Genomic DNA, 18,437 nt, shown 5'->3' on the forward strand with positions numbered 1-18,437 from the left:
GGGCACCCTACAGTCGTTGCATGACTGATACAGCTCTAGCCGGAGCGTCTGCGGACTCCGCTGCCCCCAAGCGCCCCGCACGCCCGTCCCGACCCGCCACGAAGCCGCACGGCCAGTGGAAGGTGGACGGCAAGACGCCGCTGAATGCCAACGAAACCTGGAAGCAGGAAGACGACGGCCTGAACGTCCGCGAGCGTATCGAGACCATCTACGCCAAGGAAGGCTTCGACGCCATCCCGAGCCAGGACCTGCACGGCCGGTTCCGCTGGTGGGGCCTGTACACCCAGCGCAAGCCCGGGATCGACGGCGGCAAGACCGCCACGCTCGAGCCGCACGAGCTTGAGGACAAGTACTTCATGCTCCGCGTGCGGATCGACGGTGGCGCGCTCACCACCGAGCAGCTGCGCGTGATCGGCCGGATCTCGGTGGACTTCGCCCGCGACTCCGCCGACCTGACGGACCGCCAAAACATCCAGCTGCACTGGATCCAGGTGGAGGACATCCCCGAGATCTGGAACCGCCTGGAATCCGTGGGCCTGTCCACCACCGAAGCCTGCGGTGACGTTCCCCGCGTCATCCTGGGCTCGCCCGTGGCCGGCATCGCCAAGGACGAGATCATCGACCCCACCCCGCTCATCGCCGAGCTGGGGGAGCGGTTCATCGGCAACCCGCTGCTGTCCAACCTGCCGCGCAAGTACAAGACCGCCATCACCGGCCACCCCAGCCAGGACGTGGTGCACGAGATCAACGACTTCGCGCTCGTGGGCGTCAAGCACCCCGAACTCGGCATCGGCTACGACCTGTGGGCCGGCGGCGCCTTGTCCACCAACCCCATGCTGGGCAAGCGCCTGGGCGCCTTCGTGAAGCCGGAGCAGGCCGCCGACGTGTGGCTCGGCGTCACCAGCATCTTCCGCGACTACGGGTACCGCCGCATGCGCACCAAGGCCCGCCTGAAGTTCCTGATGGCCGACTGGGGGCCGGAGAAGTTCCGCCAGATCCTCGAGGACGAATACCTCGGCTACAAGCTGGCGGACGGTCCCGCCGCCCCCAAGCCCGCCACCCCGGGCGACCACGTGGGCGTGCACGAGCAGAAGGACGGCAAATTCTTCATCGGCGCCACGCCGCTGGCCGGCCGGCTTTCCGGCTCCGCGCTGGTCAAGCTCGCCGACACCCTGGAGGCACGCGGCTCCTACCGGCTGCGCACCACCCCGCACCAGAAGCTCGTGGTCCTGGACGTCGACAAGGACCAGGTGGAGCCGCTGGTGGCCGAACTGGACGCGCTGGGCCTCTCTGCACGGCCGTCGGTGTTCCGCCGCGGCACCATCGCCTGCACCGGCATCGAATACTGCAAGCTGGCCATCGTTGAAACCAAGATGACGGCCGCCACCTCCGTGGCCGAACTGGAACGCCGCCTGGCCGACCTCGCCGAATCAGGCCAGCTGCCGCAGGCACTGTCCCTGCACATCAACGGCTGCCCCAACTCCTGCGCCCGGATCCAGACGGCTGATATCGGCCTCAAGGGCATGATGCTGCCAACGCCCGACGGCGAGCCCTCCCCGGGTTTCCAGGTCCACCTTGGCGGCGGCCTGGCTAACAACACCCGCGAGGAAGCCGGCCTGGGCCGGACCGTCCGCGGCCTGAAAGTGTACGTCGACGACCTGCCCGATTACGTGGAGCGCGTGGTGCGCCGGTTCGTCGCCGACCGTGCCGAAGGCCAGACCTTCGCCGAATGGGCCCACGCAGCAGACGAGGAGGCACTCCAGTAGTGGCAAAACACCTGGCACCCGCACCCGCCAAGCGTCCGGTCGAGGAGCTCAAGGCACTGGCTGAAGCCGGCGCAGCCGAGCTCGGCTGGGACGCCCCCGCCCGCGACGTCATCGCCTGGGTGGAGCGCAACTTCGACCTGCCCGCCGTCGCGGTCGCCTGCTCCATGGCTGACGCCGTCCTGCCGGCCCTGGTCGCGGACCAGATGCCCGGCGTCGACGTCCTGTTCCTGGAGACCGGCTACCACTTCCCGGAAACCTATGCCACGCGTGACGAAGTGGCCGCAAACCTCCGCGTCAACGTGGTGGACGTGCTCCCCGAAAACACCGTGGAGCAGCAGGACCGGCTCCTGGGCAAGGACCTCTTCGCCCGCGACGCCGCCCAGTGCTGCGCCCTCCGCAAGGTGGCTCCGCTGCAGCGCACCCTGGCCGGCTACGAGCTGTGGTTCACCGGGGTCCGCCGCGACGAAGCCCCCACACGCACCAACACGCCCCTGATCGGCTGGGACGAGAAGAACGGCCTGGTCAAGGTCAACCCGATGGCCGCCTGGACGTTCGACCAGCTGGTCCAGTACTCCGACGACAACCTCCTGCCCGTCAACCCGCTGCTTTCCCAGGGCTACCCCTCCATCGGCTGCCAGCCCTGCACCCGCAAGGTGGCACCCGGCGAGGACCCCCGCGCCGGCCGCTGGGCAGGAACCGACAAGACAGAATGCGGACTACACGTATGAGCACTTCACTTACCGAGGAGACCCAGGTGACTGACGCCGCCGTATCCACGCGCCTGTCCAGCCTGGACACCCTGGAGTCCGAAGCCATCCACATCATCCGCGAGGTTGTTGCCGAGTTCGAGAAGCCTGCGCTGCTGTTCTCCGGCGGCAAGGACTCCGTGGTGATGCTGCACCTGGCCACCAAGGCTTTCTGGCCCGGCAAGGTGCCGTTCCCCGTGCTGCACGTGGACACCGGCCACAACTTCCCCGAGGTCATCGACTTCCGCGACCGCACCGTGGAGCGGCTCGGCCTGAAACTCGTGGTCGGCTCCGTCCAGGAGTTCATCGACCGCGGCGCGCTGGCCGAGCGCGCCGACGGCACCCGCAACCCGCTGCAGACCGTCCCGCTGCTGGACGCGATCCAGCAGAACAAGTTCGACGCCGTCTTCGGTGGCGGCCGCCGCGACGAGGACAAGGCCCGCGCCAAGGAGCGGATCCTGAGCCTCCGCGACGAGTTCGGCCAGTGGGACCCGCGCAACCAGCGCCCCGAGCTGTGGAACCTCTACAACGGCCGACACACCGTGGGCCAGCACGTCCGGGCCTTCCCCATCAGCAACTGGACCGAGCTGGACATCTGGCGGTACATCGAGCGCGAGAACATCGAGCTGCCCGGCCTGTACTACGCCCACGAGCGCGAGGTCTTCGCCCGTGACGGCATGTGGCGGGCAGTCGGCGAGGTCTCCCAGCCGCGCGAGGGTGAGGACGTCATCACCAAGACCGTCCGCTACCGCACCGTGGGGGACATGTCCTGCACGGGCGCCGTCGAATCGGACGCCTACACCGTGTCCGACGTCGTGGTTGAGGTCGCCGCCTCCACCCTCACCGAACGTGGCGCCACCCGCGCAGATGACCGCATCTCCGAGGCCGCCATGGAAGACCGCAAGAAGGACGGGTACTTCTAATGAGCACGATTTCCGAGATTTCGACAGGCTCAATCAACGACAGCCTGCCCACCACCCTCTTCCGGTTCGCCACGGCAGGATCGGTCGACGACGGCAAGTCCACCTTGGTGGGCCGCCTCCTGCACGATTCCAAGGCGATCCTGGCTGACCAGCTCGACGCCGTCGCCCGCACCTCAGCGGACCGCGGCTTTGGCGGCGACAAGGGCGGCATCGACCTGGCCCTGCTGACCGACGGCCTGCGTGCCGAGCGCGAACAGGGCATCACCATCGACGTGGCCTACCGCTACTTCGCCACCGACCAGCGCAGCTTCATCCTGGCTGACTGCCCCGGGCACGTGCAGTACACCAAGAACACGGTGACCGGCGCGTCCACCGCGGATGCCGTCGTCGTCCTCATCGACGCCCGCAAGGGCGTGCTGGAGCAGACCCGCCGGCACCTGTCCGTGCTGCAGCTGCTCCGCGTGGCGCACGTGATCGTGGCCGTGAACAAGATCGACCTGGTGGACTTCAGCGAATCCGTCTTCCGCGGGATCGAAGCCGATGTGCAGCAGGTGGGCCGCGAACTGGGCCTCGGCTCGGACGGCATCAGCGACCTGTTGGTCATCCCGGTTTCGGCGCTCGACGGCGACAACGTGGTGGACCGCTCCGAGCGCACCCCCTGGTACACAGGCCCCGCCCTGCTCGAGGTCCTCGAAACCCTCCCCGCCGCCGATGAGCTCGAGAGCCACCTGGAAAGCTTCCGCTTCCCCGTGCAACTGGTGATCCGGCCGCAGGGCGCCCTGGCTCCGGATGCCGTCGCCGCCGGCCTGGACGCGGAGGCCTACCGCGACTACCGCGCCTACGCCGGCCAGATCACCGAAGGCTCGGTCAAGGTGGGAGACAAGGTTTCCGTACTGACGCCGGGCCAGTCTCCGCGCACCACCACCGTGGCGGGCATCGACTTCGCTGGCGCTTCGCTGCAGGAAGCCGCCGCACCGCAGTCTGTGGCCATCCGGCTGGCGGACGAGTTCGACGTCGCCCGCGGTGACACCATCGCCGCCGCAGGAACCGTCCGCGAAGCCTCCGCCGATTTGTACGCCGCCCTCTGCTGGCTGTCCCCGAAGCCGCTGCGCGAAGGCCAGAAGGTGCTGGTCAAGCACGGCACCCGTACGGTGCAGGCGATGGTCCGCAACGTCTCCGGCAAACTGGACCTGGCCACCTTCAAGCTGGAAGCCGCCTCGAACCTGGAGCTCAACGACATCGGCCACGCGCAGCTCCGGCTCGCCGCCCCGTTGCCGCTGGAAAACTACCTGCACCACCGCCGCACCGGAGCGTTCCTGGTCATCGACCCGCTGGACGGCAACACGCTGGCCGCCGGCCTGGTCAAGGACCACCCGGGCGACCACGAGGACGAGCGCTACAGCATCTAGTCCTTTTTCGATTCGCCGGAAAACTGCGGGCTCGCCGTTCCTGAACAGCGAGCCCGCAGGTTTCCGGCGTTTTCGCGTTCATGCGGCAATCCGCACGTTAACCGCAAAATGTGCCCGCCGGATCTTTCGGGACGAAGTGTGGCATGGGAAGCTCAGGCATTGTTTGCTCGATGCCCGCGGTTCCGAGCCCGGGCCATTCGTTCGGGAGGCGCGATGCCAACCATCCACCGGTGGCGGACCACAGCGGTACTGGCATGTGCCCGTGATGCCCGGGAGTGGCGGATCACCCGGCGGCAGGCAGTGACGCTCGCCCTGATCCCCGGCGGTATTTCGGTGGCGGCTGCGGCCACGGTCGTATACCCCCCGCTGTACATCTGGCTCCTCGCCGAGGACTCGCTGGTGGAGTGGCTGCAGTTCCTCAGCCTCCTGGCGGCGGCGATCTTCCTGACGTTCATCGCCGCCCGGCTCCCGGCGTCCGGACAGAGGGGCATGGCTGTTGTTTACGGTCTGGTCGGCGCCGCGGCATGGTTCCTCGCGGGCGAGGAAATTTCCTGGGGACAGCGCATCTTTGGCTGGCAGACTCCCGAATCCATGGAGCAGATCAACCGGCAGGGTGAAACCACGCTGCACAACATCCGAGGCGTGCAGGAACTGGTCCCGGCAGCCATGCTCCTGGCCAGCCTGTACGGCGCGTGCGCCCCTCTGGTGTGGGCGGCGGTCCGGGCACGTTGGAAGCAGGCCGCGCCCTTGCACTTACTCATTCCGCCCCTGGGCCTGGTGCCGGCCTTTGGGCTTGCCGCGGCGTACCGCCTCTTCCGCCTGTTGGTGTGGCCGGCGGCCGATTACGGAATTTCTGAGTATTCCGAAGTGATGGAGTTCTGCCTGTACCTGGGACTGGCCTTGTTTTGCTGGCTCAACGTGCGCCGCCTGCTCCACCACCGGGCGAGCGTGGCAGGACCCCGCCACCGAGGTGGCGCACATGCCGTGGCAGTTGGTCAACGCCGCAGCGCCTGAATTTGTGAAACCGGGCCCCGGGGCGGCCTAATGTGACGCTACATGAACGTGCGTGACCCCCCGTTTCCGCGTCATTGAACGGGTTTGGGCCACTCCCTATGGTGAAACAATGACTAGTTCCAAGCCCGGGATGACCCGCATCGTGGCAGGCGAAAGCGCGGTTCCCAAGCGCAAGCGTGCCATCGAAGCTGCCCTGGCCATCGGGCTGGTCTTCCTGATCGCCGTCGGAGCCATTGTGGCCTCGAACGTCTCCCGCAACACCGAGGCCCAGGCCGCAGAGCCCAGCCCCGCGGCCGAGCTGAAGCTGGGCTACTTCGGCAACGTCACGCACGCCCCGGCCCTGGTGGGCGTCAAAAAAGGATTCCTCCAGCAGGCCCTTGGCAGCACCAAGCTCAGCACCCAGACGTTCAACGCCGGACCGGCCGCCATCGAAGCCCTGAACGCCGGTGCCATCGATGCCGCCTACATCGGCCCCAACCCGGCCATCAACTCGTTCGCCAAGAGCCAGGGCGAGTCCGTCCGGGTGATTGCCGGGGCGGCGGCGGGCGGTGCCCAGCTGGTGGTCAAGCCGGAGATCAACTCCGCCGCAGACCTCAAGGGCAAGACCCTCGCATCGCCCCAGCTGGGCGGAACCCAGGACGTCGCGCTCCGCGCCTGGCTTTCGAAGCAGGGCTACAAGACCAACGTGGATGGCAGTGGCGACGTCGCCATCAACCCCACCGAGAACGCCCAGACCCTCAAGCTGTTCCAGGACGGAAAGCTCGACGGCGCGTGGCTGCCGGAGCCCTGGGCCTCCCGCCTGGTGCTCCAGGCCGGCGCCAAGGTGCTGGTGGATGAAAAGGACCTGTGGGACGGCACCGGGACCGGCAAGCCGGGTGAGTTTCCCACCACCATCCTGATCGTGAACCAGAAGTTCGCGGCGGACCACCCGGATACCGTCAAGGCGCTGCTGACAGGCAACACCGAATCCGTGGCCTGGCTCAACTCCGCGTCTGCTGACGAGAAGGCGAACCTCATTAACGCCGCACTGCAGGAATCCGCCGGGGCAGCATTGCCCACCGATGTCCTCACCAGGTCGCTGGCAAACATCACCTTCACCCTTGACCCGCTGGCCGGCAGCTACCCCAAGCTCCTGCAGGACGGGGTGGATGCGGGAACCACCAAGAAGGCCGACATCAACGGGCTCTTCGACCTCCGTGCGCTCAACCAGGTCACCGGTGGCGCCGACAAGATCTCCGCGGCCGGCCTCGGCCAGGACTGACCCACCCACTACCTAAGGACGGCACCATGCCAGTCGTACTGGAAAACCTGGGCAAACGCTTCGGCGACGGCGCCCCGGTACTGGACGACGTCAACGCCAACATCAAGCAGGGCGAGTTCGTTGCCCTCCTCGGTGCCTCCGGCTGCGGCAAGTCCACCCTCCTGAACATCATCGCGGGACTGGAAGCGCCGACGTCGGGCGCCCTGGAAGTGCCCAGCGACGGCGCCGCCTTCATGTTCCAGGACGCCGCGCTGTTCCCGTGGCTCACGGCCCGGGAAAATATCGAACTGGCCCTGAAGCTCAGGGGAGTGGGCAAAACCGAGCGCCGCACCAAGGCCCAGGAACTCCTGGACCTCGTGCACCTCGGCTCTGCCGGGGACAAGCGTCCGCACGAACTCTCCGGCGGCATGCGGCAGCGAGTATCACTGGCCCGCTCGCTGGCGCAGGACCGGCAACTGCTGCTCATGGACGAGCCCTTCGCCGCGTTGGACGCCATTACCCGTGACCTGCTGCACGATGAGCTGGAACGGATTTGGAAGGAAACCGGACGCACCATCGTCTTCGTCACCCACAACGTCCGCGAGGCCGTCCGGCTGGGACAGCGCGTCCTGCTCCTGTCCTCCCGTCCCGGACGGGTGGTCCAGGAATGGTCCGTCACCGAGGAACACCGAACCGACGCCGGGCTCGCCGGCCAGCTGACCGGGGTCATCACGGCCCGGCTGCGGGAGGAGATTCGCCGCCATGCCAAGTAACCCACCCCTGGTTGAGGAGGAGCCGGTGGTTGAGCCTGTCGAAGCCACGGCCGCTGAAACCCGTCACGTCCACGCCGCCCTGACCAGGACCTCCACTGGCAAAGAGGACCTCCGGGAGCTGGAGTCCGGCCTGGATTCCCTGCAGTCCGACGCCGACCGGAAGCACCGGATCGACTGGAGCCGGATCCTCCTGCCCGTGGCTGCCCTGGTGGTCCTGGTGCTGGTCTGGCAGTTTTACGTCTCGTTGGGCGTCAAGCGCCGCGACCTGGTGCCGGGTCCGCTGGACGTCCTCGGCCAGCTGGGCGTCCTCTGGAGCGACGGCAAGCTGCAAGAGTCCGTCTGGACGTCACTGCAGCGGGGCGTGGTGGGTTTCCTCATCTCGGTGGCCATCGCCACGCCGGTGGGGCTGCTCCTGGCCCAGGTGGCGCCTCTGCGGCGCGCTTTCGGCCCGCTGATCTCCGGCCTGCAGGTCCTGCCCTCGGTGGCCTGGGTCCCCGCGGCCATCATCTGGTTCGGCCTCACCGACGCCACCGTCTACTTCGTGGTGTTCATGGGAGCCATCCCCTCCATCATCAACGGGCTCATCTCCGGCGTGGACCAGATCCCGCCGCAGTACCGCAGGGTGGGCACGGTGCTGGGTGCGTCCCGGCTCCAGATGGCGTTGCAGATTGTCCTTCCGGCCGCGCTGCCGGGGTACCTGGGCGGCCTGAAGCAGGGCTGGGCCTTCTCCTGGCGTTCCCTCATGGCCGCTGAAATCATTGCGGTGGGCGGCACCATCGGCTTTGGCCTGGGTTCGCTGCTGGACCAGGGCCGGACCCTTTCGGACATGGCCGTGGTCATGGCTGCCATCCTCCTGATCCTGGCGGTGGGCATCCTGATTGAGCTGCTGGTCTTCGGCCCCATCGAGAAGCGGCTCCTCCGCAGCCGGGGCCTCCTGTCCGGCAGTACCCGCTAGCCCACGCCGGCACCCAACCCTGCAGAGAGCCCGACGGCGAGTCCCGCTGTCGGGCTTTCTGCTGTCCTGCCCGCTCGGGTCGGGAACAGGTGGCAGACTGGCGCCATGACAGCCAGCTTCGCATGCCGCACCGAGTCCTCGCTCCCCGTGGAGCAGCTCTTCGACCGGGCACGCAGCATCGACCTGCACGTGGACTCGCAGCAGGCATCCGGGGAGCGCGCGGTGGCCGGTGTCACGGGCGGGCTGATCGGGCACGGCCAGGAGGTCACCTGGCGGGCACGGCACTTCGGCGTCCCGCTCACCATGACCAGCCGCATTACCCATCTGGATTACCCGCGCAGCTTCACCGACGAACAGTTGAGCGGCCCCTTCAAGGCCTTCCGGCATGTCCATGACTTCGCGCCCACTGCCACGGGAAGCGTGATGACGGACCGGGTGGAGTTCACCGCCCCGCTCGGGGCCCTGGGTACCGCCGTCGAACGGCTTGTCCTGGCCCGCTACCTGGAGCGCCTGATCATCCGCAGGGGCCGGTTCCTCGCCGGGCGGCCCTAGGAATCGTTTGTGACGCAGCATTACCTTGCGTGAACTGGTGTTGCTCGGCCTTTGTTGGCGAATGTGACGCGGCCCTACCGTTGATCCATGGCAATTCAGGACATATACCCCACGGCGCTGCGGCTGCTCGGCCGCCCCGTGCTGGTGGTGGGCGGCGGCCCGGTTGCCGCACGCCGCGCCAAAGGCCTGCTCGACGCCGGTGCAGTGGTCACGGTCGTGGCCCCGGTTGCCTCGCCCGCGCTGAAGGAGATGGCCGACGCCGGCCTGCTCACCTGGGAAGCGCGGCCCTACCATTCCAGCGACGTCGACGGCGCGTGGTTCGCCCAGACCGCCACCGGCGACCCGGAGGTGGATGCCCAGGTATCGGCCGACGCCGAGGCGCAGCGGGTTTGGTGCGTCAATGCCTCCAACCACGAAGCCTCCGCCGCCTGGACGCCCGCCGTCGCCGAGGTGGATGACGTCAAGATCGCCGTGAACGCCGGGGGAGACCCGCGCCGCGCCATGGCCGTCCGCGACGCCGTCGCCACCGCCCTCGAAACCGGCGACCTCCCGCTGCGCCGCCGCCGCGCACACCGGGGAACCGTAGCATTGGTTGGTGGCGGCCCCGGCGATACCGGCCTCATCACGGTCCGCGGCCGCCGGCTCCTGGGGCAGGCCGACGTCGTCGTGGCTGACCGCCTGGGCCCCCGCGGCCTCCTGAACGAACTGGCTCCGGACGTCCGCGTCATCGAAGTGGGCAAGACCCCCGGCCACCACCCGGTGCCGCAGGCGGAGATCAACCGGATCCTGGTCGAAGAAGCGCTGAAGGGCCACCGCGTGGTCCGGCTCAAGGGCGGGGACCCCTACGTGCTGGGCCGCGGCGGCGAGGAAGCCGAATACTGCCGCCAGCACGGTGTGGAGGTTGAAGTGGTTTCCGGCGTTACATCGGCCACCTCCGTCCCGGCCGCCGCAGGCATCCCCGTGACGCACCGCGGCTTGGCCAAGGGCTTCAGCGTGGTGACCGGACACGAGGAACTCTCCGAGGTTCCCGCCCGCCCGGACCACACCATCGTCCTGCTCATGGGCGTCGGCCAGCTCCGGGAATCCGCGTCCGCGCTGGGCGAAGCGGGCATGCCGGCGGACACCCCTGTTGGTATCGTGGAAAACGGCTACCTGCCGGACCAGCGCGTCACCATCGGCACGCTCGGTTCCATCGCGGACCAGGCCGACGCCGCCGGTGTTGCCAACCCCGCCGTGATCGTCATCGGTGACGTGGTGCGCGTGAGCCCGTTCGCTCCGCCGCACTTCAAAACCGCCGACTACGGCACCACCACCCCGAACAGCCCCCGCAAGACCGTCCTCACCACCTAGCCCCACCCAACTGACTGGCAGTTGTTGTCGTTCTGAGCCGTCAAAACGGCAACGAATGCGAGCCAGTTGGGCCGGAACGAAGAAAAGGAACACAGCCGTGTCATCCAGCACCACCGTAGGAACTGCTGCGCGTCCGCTGCGCGTCGCCGTCGTTGGCTCCGGCCCGGCCGGCGTCTACGCCGCTGACATCCTCACCAAGAGCGAGGCCGTCAAGAGCGGCGAGCTGACCGTCAGCATCGACCTCTTCGACCGCTACCCGGCGCCCTACGGCCTGATCCGCTACGGCGTGGCCCCGGACCACCCCCGCATCAAGGGCATCGTCAACGCCCTGCACAAGGTCCTGGACCGCGGCGACATCCGCTTCTTCGGCAACGTGGACTACGGCACGGACCTCACCATCGAGGACCTGCGCACCCACTACGACGCCGTCATCTTCGCCACCGGCGCCATCAAGGACGCGGACCTGAACATCCCCGGCATCGAGCTGGACGGCTCCTACGGCGGCGCCGACTTCGTCTCCTGGTACGACGGACACCCGGACGTCCCCCGTGAATGGCCGCTCGAGGCCAAGGAGATCGCCGTGATCGGCAACGGCAACGTGGCGCTGGACGTGGCCCGCGTCCTGTCCAAGCACGCCGACGACCTCCTTGTTTCCGAAATCCCGGACAACGTCTACGCCGGCCTGAAGGCTTCCCCGGTCACGGACGTCCATGTCTTCGGCCGCCGCGGGCCTGCCCAGGTCAAGTTCACCCCGCTGGAGCTCCGCGAGCTGTCCCACTCCAAGGACGTGGACATCATCCTGTACCCGGAGGACTTCGAGTTCGACGAGGAATCGGACCGCCAGATCCAGACGAACAACCAGACCAAGACCATGGTGGGCACGCTCACCAACTGGATCGCAGAGCAGCCCGAAGACCTCTCCGAGCTCACGGCTTCCCGCCGCCTGCACCTGCACTTCCTGCACAGCCCGGTGGAGATCTACGACGACGCCGAAGCTCCGGGCAAAGTGGCCGGCATCAAGTTCGAGCGCACCGAGCTGGACGGCACGGGCAACGCCCGCGGCACCGGCGAGTACGTGGACTACCCGGTCCAGGCCGTGTACCGCGCCATCGGCTACTTCGGTTCCGCCCTGCCCGAGATCGAGTTCGACCACAAGCGGGGCGTCATCCCGAACGACGGCGGCCGCGTCCTGGACGCCGAAGGCAACCATGTGCCGGGTATCTACGCCACCGGCTGGATCAAGCGTGGCCCCGTCGGCTTGATCGGGCACACCAAGGGCGACGCCCTGGAAACCGTGACCTACTTGCTGGAAGACCGCGAAAACCTCCCGGTCGCCTCCGCGCCTGCTGAAGACGCCGTCGTCGAGCTCCTCGATGCCCGCGGCGTGAAGTTCACGTCCTGGGAAGGCTGGCTGGCCCTGGACGCCCACGAACTCGCGCTTGGCGCGGCCGCCACCGAGGCCGGCGGCTCGCACGGCGTCGAGGTCAAGCGTGAGCGCATCAAGGTGGTCCCGCGCGAGGACATGGTGTCCATTTCCCGTGATGGCGTGTCCGCCCAGGTCTAGGATCCTGTTGCTGCAGGAGCCGCGGAACCACCGTTCCGCGGCTCCCGCCATTTAACCCTGCTGCGCTATTTTCCCGCGCCGCCGATGGCCATGAGCTCGAGCCGGCGAAGGGTCTCGCGGTTCCGGGCGGAGATGACAGGATCCCGGAGGAATTTCGGCATCAGCTTTCCCGGCCCGCGGATGGCGTCCTCGGCAATGGTCACCAGGCATTCGCCGCCGCGGTCCTCCAGCCTGATGTCCACCTTGGCCTCGCCCACGGGCCAGCCGCGCGCCACGAGTTCCAGGGAGCGGCCGGGATCCACCGCGGTGACACGGCTGCTGTCGTTGAGCACCAGCGGCCACGCTCCTACGGAGTGGTGGAGCCGGGCTCCGGGCCCCGGCCATTCGGGATCCACATCCCTGATCCGGGAGGCGCCCACCACCCAGCCGGAATACAGCCAGCCGTCGGCGATGACCCGCCAGACGTCGGCAGCGGGGCACGTGAACAGCTGCGAGACAGTGGACATGGGGTTCCTTCTCTCTTCATGGGCAAAAGGCGGTGCTACATGCGGCCGAACCGGGCCCGGATCATCGCGAAAATCCCGTAGGCGATGAAGCCAGCGCCAATGGCCACCAGCAGGGTGGGGCCGAACGGGTGGTCCTGGAGGGCCTTGAGGCTGCCGTCCAGTCCGGTGGATTCATCGGGCCGGTGCCGGGCTGCGGCGATCACGAACAGCAGGCCGGTCAGGACCAGGGCGATGCCCTTGGCCACATGGCCCGTGACGCCCAGGCTGTCGATCAGCCGACCCCGCCGGGTGCCGTCAAAGTGGAACAGCTCCTCCTTGAACCCGCGCCGGAGGCCCTTGACGATGAAGTAGATCCCAATGCCGAGGATGGTCAGGCCCAGGGCCACGAGGACCCAAGGCCCTGCGGGGTGCGCCATCACGCCGGAACTGAAATCCCTGGTGTTGTCGCCCGAGTCGCTGGGCTGCCCAACGGCGAATCCGGCAAAGCTGAGGCCCACGCTGCCGTACGCGATGGCAAGGAAACCCGACGACACCAGTTTGGCCAGCCGTTCCTTCCGGGGCAGGCTCCGGGCACGGAGGGTCGCGTCGCTGGCCTGCCAGAGAGCCAAGGCCAGGCAGGCCACCACGCACCCCCACATGACGACGGTGCCGAAGGGGTTGTCCGCCAGCCGGGCGATGGCCCCGGTTGGCTCGGCGTCCCCTTGGTGGCCGAAGCCGATGGCGATCGCGATGGCACCCACGATCACATGCAGCAGCGCCATGACGGCGAATCCCGCGCGGGCCAGGACATCGAGGACCTTGTGGTTGGACGCGTCTTCGACCGCGTCCGCTGCCTGGCTGAGGGTGGAATCGCCGTCGGACATGCCCTAGCCGTTCATGGGCCCTTCGGCCCGCATGTTCTCGGCTCCGGGGCCCTCAACATGGACAGTGCAGCGGACCACCAGCTGGCCGGGGGCGTTGTCCAGTTCCACCAGTGAATCGTGCCCGCTGAGGACGGTGAACACTTCGGAACCGGCGAGGACACTGACGCCCTTGGCCTTGGCCGTTTCCCGGGCGTTCCCCAATGCCTGGCGCTCCAGCGCATCCACATAGCCGCTGTCACTTTCCCGGGCGGGGTTCCCGAAGGCCCAGCCGAACAATGTCCCTGTGTTTCCCATGGCGTTGATATTACGCGGTCGGCGGGGCCGGGGGCCGGGCTTTCGTAATATTAGTAAGTGTGCTTAGTATGAGCAGACCATACCTTGATTAGGACACGGCATGCGACACCCGCGGAGGGCAGCACGCCGGAACCCGTTCACAACGTTAGGAATGCACATCATGGCAGGAAATCTCTTAGCGCGTTCAGTTCACGACCTGACGGCGGCAGCATGGTTCGGCGGATCGCTGATGGGCGCCATCGGCCTGAACGGGGCGGCCGCGCAGGCCAAGGATCCCGCCGAACGCACCCGGCTTTCCAGCGCCGGCTGGATGCGGTGGGCGCCGGTCCAGACCGCGGCGTTCGCCGCGCACCTGGCGGCAGACCTCGCCATCGCCTGGGAAAACAAGGGCCGGATCGCCAAGCAGGACGGCGTGGCACGCGACACCGCCATCAAGACCGTCGTGACCCTTGCGGGCGCCGGGGTGACCCTGTACTCGGGCATCCTGGGCAAGAAAGTGGACAAGCTTGCCGATGAGGGGGCCAAGGGAGCCACCGAGCCGCAGCCGGCGGCATCGGACGAGCTGAAGTCCGCCCAGCAGCAGCTCAAGCTCCTGCAGTGGGCCATCCCCGGATTCGCCGCGCTGGTGATCATCCTGGGCGCCAAGCACGGCGAGATGCAGCGCCCCACGAACGTCCTCGCAGGCCTGCGCCGGAGCTGATTCACCGGCAGGCACAGGACGGACGACGGCGGCCCGGCACCACAGTGCCGGGCCGCCGCCATGCGCGGGGAGATTTACTCCGCCAGCCACTCCGCGCAGGAGTTCAGGTTCCGGTTCACGGTGGCGACGGCGTCGTCCTCGTGCCGCCGTTCAATGGCGTCCAGCAGTGTTTCGTGGCCGTCCCGCGGGAGCCCATTGAAGCCGGGCCGACGCTGTTGCGTGAGCAGGTCCTGGTGGAATGCCGTCCCGAAGCTGGCGTACAGCTCATGCAGCAGCGGGTTGCCGGAGGCCTGGGCCACTCCCTGGTGGAACTGCCAGTCTGCGTCGGCCCACGCCTCGATGTCGCCGATCTTCCAGGCCTGGTCCCGGGCGGCGAGGAAGGCGCGCAGGGCCGTGACGTCGTCGTCCGTGGCATTGCGCGCGGCGAGCCGGGCAGCCTGGGTGTCCAACCCCAGCCGGACCTCGAGGATGTGCTGCTCGGTATGGTCCTGGTAGAGCCGCCGCGCGGCACCGGACATCTCATTCGTGGCCCGCACGTAGGTTCCGTCACCGCGGCGGACCTCCAGCATGCCCCCGTGGGCCAGGGCCTTCACCGCCTCGCGCAGGGTCCCGCGGGAAACCCCCAGCCGCGCCATGAGTTCGGGCTCGGGCGGAATACGCTGATTCAACGCCCATTCGCCGGAGTGGACCATCTCCCGCAGCTTGGCGGTAACTTCGGCGGCCAGCGGCTGGCGGACGGACGGGCTCAAAGACAAGGTGCTACTTCCTTTCCGCAGGGCGGGTTCCGGACATCGGGCGCCCCGTGATCAGGTGGGCCACCACGATTTGGACCAGTGCCAGTGCCAGCAGCAGCACCAGCGGCAGGGTCCAGCCGCCGGTGGCGCTGTGCAGCAGGCCCATGCCGAAGGGACCTGCCGTCGCCAGCAGGTACCCCGAGGACTGGGCCAGGGTGGACAGTGCCGTGGTTTCGGCGGTGCTGGACCCGCTGCGGCTGATCATCACCATCACCAGGGGGAAAATGCCCAGGCCGAAACCGATCAGGACGGCCGGAATGGCCGCCAGTCCCACAGGAAGCACCAACAGCGCCGCGATCCCGGCCGCCATGGTGACGCTCACCAGGTAAAAGGCCGGGCGGAGCATGCGCGGGCGGGATCCGATGGCAATCAGCACCATGCCCGCCGGGACGGACACGAGCTGCATCAGCCCGAACATCAGTCCGCTGTCCGAAGCGCTCATTCCCATGGTGGTGAGCATGTACGGCAGCCAGCTCAGCAGCGCGTAGGCCAGGAGTGCCTGGAGGGTGAAGATCGCGGTGAGGAGCCGGCCTTTCCCGGTCCGCAGGAGCGGCCAGGGCGAGATGTGGGCTGCGGTGCTCCGGACGGTGTGGCGGTGGGCGTGCAGCGCCACGGGCAGGAAACCCAGGAATGCCGCCACGGCCGCGATGCCCACCGCCCCCACCGCGGCGGATGGCGACCCGAGGGCCTGTGCCAGTGGAACCACCAGGACCGAAGTCAGGGTGCCGCCGGTAGTCATTGTCACCGTGTAAACGGCGGTCATGAGCGACGTCCGGGAGGCGAAGTGCTCGCGGATGAAGGACGGCATGGCCACATTGCAGATGGCCAGCCCGGACATGCCCACCACGCTGCCGGCCACCAGCATGCCGGTTGCCGGGACGCCGCGCAGCAGCAGCCCGCCGGCCAGCAGCGCCAGCGACAGCAGGATGGCCTTCTCCACGCCCAGCTTGCCGCTGAGCCAGGAAGTTGCGGCGCCCGCCACCGCGAAGCACAGGGTGGGAATGGACGGGATGATGGCCGCCACCAGTGCCCCGTAGCCCAGGACGGCTTGAAGGTCGTGCAGCAGGGCCGAGGCGCCGGTGATCCCGGCACGGAGGTTCAGCCCGATGAGCACCAGGGCAATCACGCCGAAGACGACGGCGGAGCGCGGCTTGGCGGGCACCGCGCCGGCGGTGCCGGCCGGGATGGTTGCGGTTGCTGCCGGCGCGGACGCGGGGGGAGTGGCGGACATACCATCCACCCTAAAGGTTAGACGTTTGATGTTTGCGATATTGTGGGCAACCTCTCGCCGATGCCGGGGCTGGCATAGACTGCGAACGGACTGTCGGAGGGCCTGGCATGGACCGGGCGGTGCGGAAGGACGGCTGTGGAGGCTTCGCGGGGACTTGAGATCGAGAAGAAGTACGACGTCGACGACGACGCCGCGGTGCCGGCGCTGGAACAAGCCGCCGGGGTGGCCCGGACCGGGAAACCCCACACCGACCTCCTCGAAGCGGTGTACTTCGACACCCCCGCCCACGACCTGGCGGCCCGCCGGATCACCCTGCGGCGCCGCACCGGCGGCACCGACGCAGGGTGGCACCTGAAGCTCCCGCCCACCGCCGCCGCCACCGCTGAAGGTCCCGCGCCGCGGACGGAGCTGCACGCGCCCCTTGGCCGTCCCGACGCCGTGCCGGACAGCCTCCTGGCCCACCTTCACGCCTACCTGCGGGGATCCGTTCCGGTGCCGGTGGTCCGGCTGGAAACCCGCCGCACCACCTACCCCCTGTATGGTGACGACGGCGTGCACCTCGCCGACCTCGCCGACGACCACGTCACCGCCGAGCGGCTGGCCGGCCGGGACAAGGGAACCAGCGCGCACGGGCAGTGGCGCGAGTGGGAGGTGGAACTGGTCCACGGCGGGCCCGCCCTCTTCGGGCCGGTGGAAGAACTCCTGACCGCCGCCGGCGCCCGGCCGGCCGGTCACGCCTCAAAGCTGGCGCGCGCCCTGGGCGCCGGCAAGTCAGCCCCGAAACGCTCCAACGGTGCCGCCCCCGACGACGATGCAAACGGCAGTGACGCCGGAAGCAGCCCCGCCCTGCTGGCAGGCAAGCGCGCCCCGGCAGCCGCCGTCGTCACCGTCTTTGTGGCGTCGCAGATCGACGAGATCCTCGCCATCGACGCCGCCGTCCGGTTGGAGGAGCCGGAAGCGGTGCACACCATGCGCTCCTCGGCCCGCCGCATCAGATCGGTCCTGGCAGCGTACGGCAAGCTGTACAGGGCATCGCCGGTGCGCCGGCTGCGGGGCGAGCTGAAGTGGCTGGGCCGGCTGCTCGGCGAACCGCGCGACGCCGAAGTCCTGCGCGCGCAGCTCCGCAGCCAGCTGGCCGACCTTCCGCCGGGGGAGGGCCTCGCGGCCGCCACGGCAGCGGTTGACCACCGGACAGGTGAAAATTTCGACGCCGCCTACCGCCTCCTGCAGGAAGCGCTCGGCTCGGCCCGCTACTTCCGGCTCCTGGACAACCTCGAGGATTTCCGCGACAACCCGCCGGTGCGCGCCGACGCCGTCACCTCCGGCCGCAAGGCGGCAGCGAAAGCCGTGGACAAGGGCGCCAGGAAGTTGAAGCGCTCGCACAAGGCTGCCACGCGCGCCCGCCGCGGCACGGACCAGGAACTTGCCCTGCACCGCGTACGCAAAGACGCCAAGCGGCTGCGCTACGTGGCGGAATCAGCCGCCCTGGTCCGCGGCAAGCGCGCCGCCAAGGTGGCCAAGGCCGCCCGCCGGCAGCAAAAGATCCTGGGCAGCTTCCAGGACGCCGTGGTGGCCAGGGAACTGCTGACGGCCCTTGCCGGTGACGGCAGTGACCCGCCCACCGCGGACGTCTACACCGAGCTGCTCAGCCAGCAGGATGCGATCATGCTCGCCGCACACGCCAAATATCTGAAGGCCCGGAAGAAATCCCGAGACCTTTTCCGCCGCGGCATCATCTGACGCGTCACGTGCCGGGT

18 protein-coding genes are annotated in these 18,437 nt (G+C 68.4%); 13 read left to right on the forward strand and 5 right to left on the reverse strand.

Features of this window, described 5'->3' with window-relative positions; translation table 11 throughout:
* Positions 1-20 precede the first annotated feature (20 nt).
* From DC347_RS02035 to DC347_RS02085, 11 genes are all read left to right on the forward strand, one after another.
* Positions 21-1,766, forward strand: coding sequence for a nitrite/sulfite reductase (locus tag DC347_RS02035; protein ID WP_109044291.1), 1,746 nt, complete (start codon positions 21-23; stop codon positions 1,764-1,766).
* Positions 1,766-2,494: a phosphoadenylyl-sulfate reductase gene (locus DC347_RS02040; protein ID WP_018760575.1), complete on the forward strand. Its 729-nt coding sequence runs from the start codon at positions 1,766-1,768 to the stop codon at positions 2,492-2,494. Before DC347_RS02035 ends, DC347_RS02040 begins: the two co-directional genes overlap by 1 nt.
* Positions 2,491-3,435 (forward strand): sulfate adenylyltransferase subunit CysD, encoded by a 945-nt coding sequence (gene cysD / locus DC347_RS02045; RefSeq protein ID WP_109044292.1) that lies wholly within the window; start codon positions 2,491-2,493, stop codon positions 3,433-3,435. Before DC347_RS02040 ends, cysD begins: the two co-directional genes overlap by 4 nt.
* The gene (locus tag DC347_RS02050; RefSeq protein ID WP_109044293.1) at positions 3,435-4,844 is read left to right on the forward strand and encodes a sulfate adenylyltransferase subunit 1; all 1,410 of its coding nucleotides are present in this window, start codon (positions 3,435-3,437) and stop codon (positions 4,842-4,844) included. Before cysD ends, DC347_RS02050 begins: the two co-directional genes overlap by 1 nt.
* A gap of 213 nt (positions 4,845-5,057) precedes the next feature.
* Positions 5,058-5,858 carry a hypothetical protein gene (locus DC347_RS02055; protein WP_109044294.1) on the forward strand — a complete coding sequence of 267 codons (801 nt, stop codon included), beginning with the start codon at positions 5,058-5,060 and terminating at the stop codon, positions 5,856-5,858.
* Positions 5,859-5,988: 130 nt separating this feature from the next.
* Positions 5,989-7,119: an ABC transporter substrate-binding protein gene (locus DC347_RS02060; protein ID WP_109044295.1), complete on the forward strand. Its 1,131-nt coding sequence runs from the start codon at positions 5,989-5,991 to the stop codon at positions 7,117-7,119.
* A gap of 26 nt (positions 7,120-7,145) precedes the next feature.
* Positions 7,146-7,871 carry an ABC transporter ATP-binding protein gene (locus DC347_RS02065; protein ID WP_109044296.1) on the forward strand — a complete coding sequence of 242 codons (726 nt, stop codon included), beginning with the start codon at positions 7,146-7,148 and terminating at the stop codon, positions 7,869-7,871.
* On the forward strand, positions 7,861-8,826 hold the full coding sequence (locus DC347_RS02070) for an ABC transporter permease (protein ID WP_109044297.1): 966 nt from the start codon (positions 7,861-7,863) through the stop codon (positions 8,824-8,826). Before DC347_RS02065 ends, DC347_RS02070 begins: the two co-directional genes overlap by 11 nt.
* A gap of 105 nt (positions 8,827-8,931) precedes the next feature.
* Positions 8,932-9,378 (forward strand): SRPBCC family protein, encoded by a 447-nt coding sequence (locus tag DC347_RS02075; RefSeq protein ID WP_109044298.1) that lies wholly within the window; start codon positions 8,932-8,934, stop codon positions 9,376-9,378.
* A gap of 87 nt (positions 9,379-9,465) precedes the next feature.
* Positions 9,466-10,728, forward strand: coding sequence for a uroporphyrinogen-III C-methyltransferase (gene cobA / locus DC347_RS02080; protein ID WP_109044299.1), 1,263 nt, complete (start codon positions 9,466-9,468; stop codon positions 10,726-10,728).
* Between the two features lie 97 nt (positions 10,729-10,825).
* Positions 10,826-12,292 carry an FAD-dependent oxidoreductase gene (locus DC347_RS02085; protein WP_018760566.1) on the forward strand — a complete coding sequence of 489 codons (1,467 nt, stop codon included), beginning with the start codon at positions 10,826-10,828 and terminating at the stop codon, positions 12,290-12,292.
* Between the two features lie 65 nt (positions 12,293-12,357).
* Here DC347_RS02085 and DC347_RS02090 read toward each other — a convergent pair whose 3' ends face one another.
* The 3 genes from DC347_RS02090 to DC347_RS02100 are packed head-to-tail and all read right to left on the reverse strand — an operon-like array spanning position 12,358 to position 13,955.
* Positions 12,358-12,798: an SRPBCC family protein gene (locus DC347_RS02090; RefSeq protein ID WP_018760565.1), complete on the reverse strand. Its 441-nt coding sequence runs from the start codon at positions 12,796-12,798 to the stop codon at positions 12,358-12,360.
* Between the two features lie 35 nt (positions 12,799-12,833).
* Positions 12,834-13,661 carry a DUF1206 domain-containing protein gene (locus DC347_RS02095; protein WP_109044300.1) on the reverse strand — a complete coding sequence of 276 codons (828 nt, stop codon included), beginning with the start codon at positions 13,659-13,661 and terminating at the stop codon, positions 12,834-12,836.
* Between the two features lie 3 nt (positions 13,662-13,664).
* Positions 13,665-13,955: a hypothetical protein gene (locus DC347_RS02100; RefSeq protein ID WP_026264322.1), complete on the reverse strand. Its 291-nt coding sequence runs from the start codon at positions 13,953-13,955 to the stop codon at positions 13,665-13,667.
* A 160-nt stretch (positions 13,956-14,115) separates the two neighbouring features.
* Here DC347_RS02100 and DC347_RS02105 point away from each other — a divergent pair, with 160 nt between their 5' ends.
* Positions 14,116-14,655 (forward strand): hypothetical protein, encoded by a 540-nt coding sequence (locus DC347_RS02105; protein ID WP_026264321.1) that lies wholly within the window; start codon positions 14,116-14,118, stop codon positions 14,653-14,655.
* 74 nt (positions 14,656-14,729) lie between these two features.
* On the opposite strand, the gene DC347_RS02110 is transcribed toward DC347_RS02105, so the two are convergent.
* The gene (locus DC347_RS02110; protein WP_026264320.1) at positions 14,730-15,410 is read right to left on the reverse strand and encodes a FadR/GntR family transcriptional regulator; all 681 of its coding nucleotides are present in this window, start codon (positions 15,408-15,410) and stop codon (positions 14,730-14,732) included.
* 4 nt (positions 15,411-15,414) lie between these two features.
* The gene (locus DC347_RS02115; protein WP_109044301.1) at positions 15,415-16,680 is read right to left on the reverse strand and encodes a CynX/NimT family MFS transporter; all 1,266 of its coding nucleotides are present in this window, start codon (positions 16,678-16,680) and stop codon (positions 15,415-15,417) included.
* Positions 16,681-16,815: 135 nt separating this feature from the next.
* On the opposite strand from DC347_RS02115, the gene DC347_RS02120 reads away from it, so the two are divergent.
* Positions 16,816-18,420, forward strand: a complete 1,605-nt coding sequence (locus tag DC347_RS02120) for a CYTH and CHAD domain-containing protein (RefSeq protein WP_109044302.1) — start codon at positions 16,816-16,818, stop codon at positions 18,418-18,420.
* Positions 18,421-18,437 lie beyond the last annotated feature (17 nt).

The sequence above is a fragment of the Pseudarthrobacter sp. AG30 genome (assembly GCF_003116525.1).
Taxonomy (GTDB): Bacteria; Actinomycetota; Actinomycetes; order Actinomycetales; family Micrococcaceae; genus Arthrobacter.